The 6,510-nt window shown below is 43.5% G+C and carries 4 protein-coding genes and 2 pseudogenes; all 6 read right to left on the bottom strand.

Features of this window, described 5'->3' with window-relative positions; genetic code table 11:
* Positions 1 to 780: toprim domain-containing protein (locus DXA74_RS15290; protein ID WP_233550583.1), on the bottom strand; the 780-nt coding region annotated here is incomplete at its 3' end.
* A 212-nt stretch (positions 781 to 992) separates the two neighbouring features.
* Positions 993 to 2,068: pseudogene (locus tag DXA74_RS15285) on the bottom strand (AAA family ATPase).
* Between the two features lie 14 nt (positions 2,069 to 2,082).
* A pseudogene (locus DXA74_RS15280) lies at positions 2,083 to 2,376 on the bottom strand (DUF3853 family protein); the annotation flags it as partial.
* A 239-nt stretch (positions 2,377 to 2,615) separates the two neighbouring features.
* Positions 2,616 to 3,659 carry a hypothetical protein gene (locus DXA74_RS15275; RefSeq protein WP_005924019.1) on the bottom strand — a complete coding sequence of 348 codons (1,044 nt, stop codon included), beginning with the start codon at positions 3,657 to 3,659 and terminating at the stop codon, positions 2,616 to 2,618.
* 8 nt (positions 3,660 to 3,667) lie between these two features.
* Positions 3,668 to 4,963 (bottom strand): YhcG family protein, encoded by a 1,296-nt coding sequence (locus DXA74_RS15270; RefSeq protein ID WP_117677824.1) that lies wholly within the window; start codon positions 4,961 to 4,963, stop codon positions 3,668 to 3,670.
* Between the two features lie 63 nt (positions 4,964 to 5,026).
* Positions 5,027 to 6,310, bottom strand: a complete 1,284-nt coding sequence (locus tag DXA74_RS15265) for a site-specific integrase (protein ID WP_118528999.1) — start codon at positions 6,308 to 6,310, stop codon at positions 5,027 to 5,029.
* Between the last annotated feature and the right edge of the window lie 200 nt (positions 6,311 to 6,510).

The raw sequence follows: 6,510 nt of genomic DNA, 5'->3' as shown, positions 1-6,510 counted from the left end.
CCGGAGTGCTTCCATTCCTGCATGGTCGTTGTCGAAAAAGCAGTGGATGCGTTCGTAATTGCCCAACGGATAGAGAGCCTTGTTCACATTCGATACGGAATTCAATACGATGTAATCCTGTCCATCCAGCTCCGGATAATTCGGACAGTTCTCTTGTCTCAATGTCAGAAAGGAGAGGTAGTCCATAAATCCCTCGAACACATAACAGGTGTTCCTCGCTTTTCCCGACTGCCTGATGTGGGAGATTTCCTTTGGGGCGATGCAGCCCTTGAAATAGCGGTTGCGGATTTCATATCCACCCGAACCATTGGGAAAGGCGATGGCAAAGTACCGCTTGCCGTTGTGAGTGAAACGTGCTTCACTACATTCTCTTTTCGCCAGTTCTATGTTAATTCCTCTACCTTGCAAGTAGGCAAGCAGGGCAGGAGATGACAGCGGAACAATCTCCAACTGTTGGAAGCTTGGCTCAGAAGAGCTTTGCTTGCCAAAAGAGAAAGATACCGGGCGCACGTGCGGTGTCTGCTCTGCTATCCGTTTCAAGATGTAAGGTACATGGTCGGTAGCGTACAGGTGTGCAGCCAGTTCTATGATGCCACCACCTTTACCCAAACCGAAGTCATACCATTGTTCACGTTCGGTATTTACCTTGAACGAGGCTTCGGCTTCTTCCCTTAACGGTGATTTATACCACAGATTGACACCTTGTTGCTTGATGGGAGAATATCCTAAACTATGCAGATAATCCGCTATTCTGATTTGCTTGGCTGTCTGTATATCCATAAAATGATTGTTTTAGTAGTTGGTGAATTGGTTTATTTTTCTTTTTGCCCGTACCTTTTTAGGAAGTACGGTCTATAATCACTTCACTAAATTCTCGTATATATAGGATACGGTAATAAAGTGAAGTGATTTAGTCCCATTCCCCAAGCACTTCACTATATTCCTAATATATACACCCCGAGAATAAAGTGAAGTGATTGCAGGGAAATGGGCTAATAGTGGAAGTCAGGCATGAATGTGTATTTTCTGCCTGTCTCCTGCACTATCATCCGTTTGTTGCGAAGCATGGTGATGAGCGATACCGCCTTTTTATGGTTCAGCTTTACACCCACTGACATATAGGTCTTGATTAAGGCATCTTCCAGTTCCTTGTAGCCGTATTCCTCTTTCAGCCCGAAAACGGCTTCCAATGCGATACGGTGCTGCTGCTCGGTGATATGCCTGTAAGGGTCGAACTTCTCTTCTTCGGGTCTTCCCGGCTTCTTTGTTTCAGGTTTGTATCCCTCAATGAGTTCGGGAAGGGCTTTGTCGTTGATACGGAATGCGAAAGGCTCAAAGTCCATTGCCCGGATGTGAATGGCTGAAACATGGCTGATGTCACCGTTGCCCTTGTCCTTTTCTACCTGCAATACGGTTTCCGCCTTGTTGTTCAACTCCGTACCGATGTGCCCTCTTGCGTTCTCATCCCCTTTGTTCTGATGCAGTATCGTATGGATATGTATCTGCCTGTCGTCCGTCCACTGCATCAACTTGGATATGATGCGTGTTGATTCACCGGGCTGTTGATGTCATACACCATATCCCGTATGCCGTCTATAATTACAAGACCGATTTCGGGTGTATTGTAAATAGCCTGTTCCACAATCCTGATACGCTGCTCAGGCGTGTATTTTCTTAAGGCAAGAAATTCAAGATTCTCATTGTCCCTATCATCTGGCAAACCAGCCATTCGCAAAATGCGCGTCATGACTTTCAGACAATGGTAAGGGCTTTGCTCTGTATCAACATAAAGCACTTTCCGCTTATCTTCAGGCAGTTCAGCTACATACCGCAGCACTGTGCCATTCTTCAATGCAGCGGCTACGATAGCCGATACATTGAACGTTTTTTTACTTTTGGCTTTGCCGATGGATGCGCTGAAATTACCCAATGTCCCAATGACAGAATCATGTACTTTAAGGATTTCAGGTGCTTTCTCATAACTTTTCGACAAGCTCAAACGTGAGGCTTGCCAAAGGATTATGGCTTCTTCAGCCGATATTTCCTTAGTCTCTTTCATATAGTCCATAGCCATGTCTCCCGTTATTTCCGTCCTCCTGTTTTCTTTCCAGCCAGTTCAAGGGCAAGCTCAACATTCACGATAATCTTACGTCCTATCTGAGTGATTGCCTTGTCAATCTTTCCGCTTTTCTTGATACGGTTGGCGGTGGGTAGGCTGCACCCGAACAGTTTGGCTATGCCCAGTATTCCGTACACATATTTTCTTTCTGTGTCTGTAACGGGCTGTGGCTGCGTTTCCGTTTGACGGGAAGCGTGCTTGCTTAGGAATATGAACTCTTCACCTGTCATCTGCCAGACGGGTTTTGATAATAATTCTTAAAGATTTTTCATCGTTCAATCTATTTAGTCGTTTAACAATCAGCCCTGCGCACTGGCTGTTATCTCTGTTCTCGAACGATGCAAAATTAGGTAGGGTTGTAAGTGGTAAGGATGTGGTTGATACAAATGGAATATCTTGTTATTTATCTGAATATCAGATAATAAAAATACCACTCAAAAATTTAATTTGAGTGGTAAAAGTGGTTGTTTTGTAAAATGTCAGGGCATATCACAGATTATCGGAATATACCGTCCATTTCTTTGGCAAATTTCCGGTTGCTGTCACTGGGGAAATCGGAAACAGGCTCTTTGTACTTTGACTTGTAGTAGCTTTCCTCAATATCCAATATTTTCAGGATATTCCTCTTCCAATTCTCCCTGTCCTGTTTGGGCAGTTTTTCGCTCATCAGGAATATCAGATAGCAGGTACGTATTTTTTCTCTCGGTCTGATTTGGGGTTTGGTGTCGCTTGGTAGCAGGTTCATGCAGGTATAGAAATTATGTTCGGAAATATTCTCGAACTGTTCTCCCACGCAGGTTACATGAATGAGCGAAAGCAGTTCCATATTGAAATACTCAGTCTGTTTCGTTCCCAGCACTTCTTCCTGTATGTTGGGGGCGTTTGGTTCTTGTTTGGCTGGCTCTTCCGGCTCGTTTGTTTCATCAAATACATATTTCGCCAATGTCTCTTTGAGGTGGCAGCCCAGCCGATAGATTTCATTGAAACGGCTTTCTGCATATTGCAGGGCTTTCTCTCTGGTCTGTTTTTGCAGATCGTAGAGTTCGGTCAGCTTGTTTTTTTCCTCCTCGTATTCAGCCTTGAACCGTTCATATTCCATTTCCGCACGCTTTTCATCCTCTGCGGTGTGTTCCCGATAACCTATGGAATCGTATCGGTGGTATGCTTCGTTTAGCGGAGCATGGAGCTTGGTCGTCTTGTATTGCTGTTCTTCTATGGCTTCTTTATAGATTTCTGAAACTCGGAAGCAGATATTGTAAACGGTCTGTTCATCCGGCATACATCCTTTCTTGTAATAACTTATGTTTTCGCATACTTCCTTTTTCAGGCTGTTCAGAATCAGTGTGTATTGCTCCTGTGGAAGATGAAATACCAGTTCAAGAATGGCTGTTTCAAGAACCGTTACATCATTGTAGTCCAGATAGAACTTGGTAATGAATTTCTGCTTTTCAAAAGAGAAACCTTTATTATCAGACCAGTCTTTGTATATTCTGTTCAATTCTCCGTATCGGGGAATCAGCGTTGTAATTACATCTTTCATGGACGCAACTATTTTTGAGTGTTATTGTCTTTGTCAAGGAAAGAAGCCAGTTCTTCTTCCACTTCTTCCACGCTGGGCAACGCTGATTTCAGTTTCTCGGGAATCACTTTGCTCAATTGATAATCGCTGATGCCGATGGGCTGGTCGTAGCCTGTCAATGCGTATTGTGCCACAACTTCGTCTTTTCCCTTGCATAGCAACAACCCGATAGTCTTGTTGTCATTCTCTCCCCTCAGTTTATCATCCACCACATTGATGTAAAAGTTGAGTTGTCCGGCATATTCCGGCTTGAAAGGAGTGGCTTTCAATTCTATGACAATATATGCGTGCAACGGAATGGAATATAGAATCAGGTCGGCAAAGAAATCGCTGTTTCCTACTTGGAAGTGCTTCTGCCGGGCAACGAAGGCAAAACCGTTGCCCATTTCCAACAGGTAGCGGGTAACGTGTTTCACCAGCTGTTCTTCAATATCCCTTTCGTCTGCTTTTTCTTTGGCTCCTGCCAAATCAAAGATGTACGGATCTTTGAGTAGGTAATTGGCAAGGTCGCTTTGTGGAGCCGGAAGTGTGGTCGTGAAATTGTTTACCTTGTTGTTGCTGATTTGTCGGCTGTACAAATCACTGTCAATCTGTAATTTCAATACATTGCTGCTCCATCCCATTTCTATGGACTGCTTCGTGTACCAGTAGCTTAGACCTAAAGGTAGCGAACTGTCAAGTATAGTCATTTGGCTTGTCCAGTTTATTTTGGCTATAGGAGAGGTCAAGAAAATTTCTTCTATTTCCCTGATTCCCATCCTGTAAATGGCAGAAACGGTTTTTCCCACATCTTCAAATTGCGCAGGAACCTCCTGCGTAATTGCTAACGATTGACAATCAATAGATTGTATTTGCGCAGTAAGTTCCTGCGTAAATTGTTTGTCATTCAGTTTCAATACTTCATTGGTCACACTCTGTATGGTTGGGACAGACAGTCTTGCATCCGTTTCTATGAAACTTTGCAACGCTCTTAAAGGATATGCCTTTGCAAACTGACACATATAGGTAAGGTTGCGTTCCGAATAGCCTTTCTTTTCAGGGTAATGCAGTCGGATAGCCTTTGCCAACTGCTTGATGATTTTGCTTCCCCATCCGTGCAGCTGCTGGTGATAAAGGATGTAATTGCCTACCTTCCAGTAATGGAACAGCATTTGTGCATTGGCTGCAACAATCAGCCTTACTTGTGCCTGTTCTATTTCCGAACCGACCGCTTGAATGAATGCATCAAAATTCGTTTTCTCTATATTGGATTCCTTGTTGCTCATATTGTGATGATAATTTCTACAAATATAGTCATTGGTAACTATCTATGAAACTGTTTGATACTTTTATAGTTGATTAAATTTGTTCATGGCGTTTGCCTTAATATCATCCGCTATGTCAATGTAGGGTTTCATAGCCTTGTAGTCGCTGTGGCCCGTCCATTTCATGACCACCTGTGCCGGGATTCCAAGAGCCAGCGCATTGCAGATGAATGTCCTTCTTCCGGCATGGGTGCTTAACAAAGTGTACTTGGGTGTGACTTCATCTATACGTTCATTCCCCTTGTAGTAGGTTTCCCGTACAGGCTCGTTGATTTCCGCCAGCTCACCCAGTTCTTTCAGATAATCATTCATCTTCTGATTGCTGATGACGGGCAATGCCATGTGATTCTCGAAATGAACATCCTTGTATTTTTCAAGAATGGCTTTGCTGTGGTCGTTCAGTTCGATTATCAGGCTGTCCGCTGTCTTGACTGTGGTAACTTCAATGTGGTCGGGTTTCACATCGCTTCTTTTCAGATTGCGAACATCCGAATATCGTAAACTCGTAAAACAGCAGAACAAGAAAACATCCCTGACACGTTCCAAATACTGTTTGTCATGCGGTATCTGGTAGTCTTTCAGCTTGTTCAGTTCATCCCAAGTCAGGAAGATTACTTTTTTCGAGGTGGTTTTCAGTTTCGGTTTGAATGTATCGTATGCAATGTTCTGATGATGTCCTTTCTTGAAGCTCCAGCGCAGGAACCATTTGAGGAATCCCATTTGCTTGCCGATGGTGCTGTTTCTCATATCCTTGGTATCACGTAGGAAGTTGACGTATTCGTTCAATCCAAACTCGTCGAAATAGTTAAACGTTGCATCCTCCTTGAACTCTTTGAGGTGGTTCCTCACTGCTGCAAATTTTTCATAGGTGGATGCCGTCCAGTTATTCTGGTTACCGCACTCTTTTACAAACTCATCGAACACCTCCCAAAAGCTGACAGGGGCTTCTTCCGGCTGTTCTTCGCTGGTGTCTTTCATTCTCATGTTGAAAGCTTCCTTCAACTGTTGGGTCGTTGGCATGACCTCCTGTACCTCAAATTCTTTGAAAATATTCTGGATTTCGGCATAGTATTTCAGCAAGTCCGTATTGATTTCGGCTGCACTTTGCTTTAGCTTGTTGGTACATCCGTTCTTTACCCGCTGCTTGTCTGCATCCCATTTGGCTACGTCAATCCGGTAGCCCGTTGTAAACTCGATGCGTTGGCTGGCAAAGATGACACGCATACGGATGGGTACGTTCTCTACGATTGGCACACCGTTCTTTTTCCGGCTCTCCAATGCAAAAATGATGTTGCGTTTGATATTCATAATTGGGTGCGTTTGAAATTCTACACCCAAATATACACCCAATTATTGAGATAGCAAAAGACATTTAGAAACATTTAGTTTTACTCTATATTGTAATTTACACTTGATTATCAGTTGTTTGCAGTTTTATGATATTCTGTGAAAGTATAAGTTCGAGAGCCTGTCTCTCCGCTGAACGTGCTGGACAGAAATGGTCAGCA

This window comes from Bacteroides sp. OF04-15BH (genome assembly GCF_003477995.1).
GTDB lineage: Bacteria > Bacteroidota > Bacteroidia > Bacteroidales > Bacteroidaceae > Paraprevotella.
Note: the sequence above shows the minus strand (reverse complement) of the source record. Positions and strands in the feature narration are given on the sequence as shown.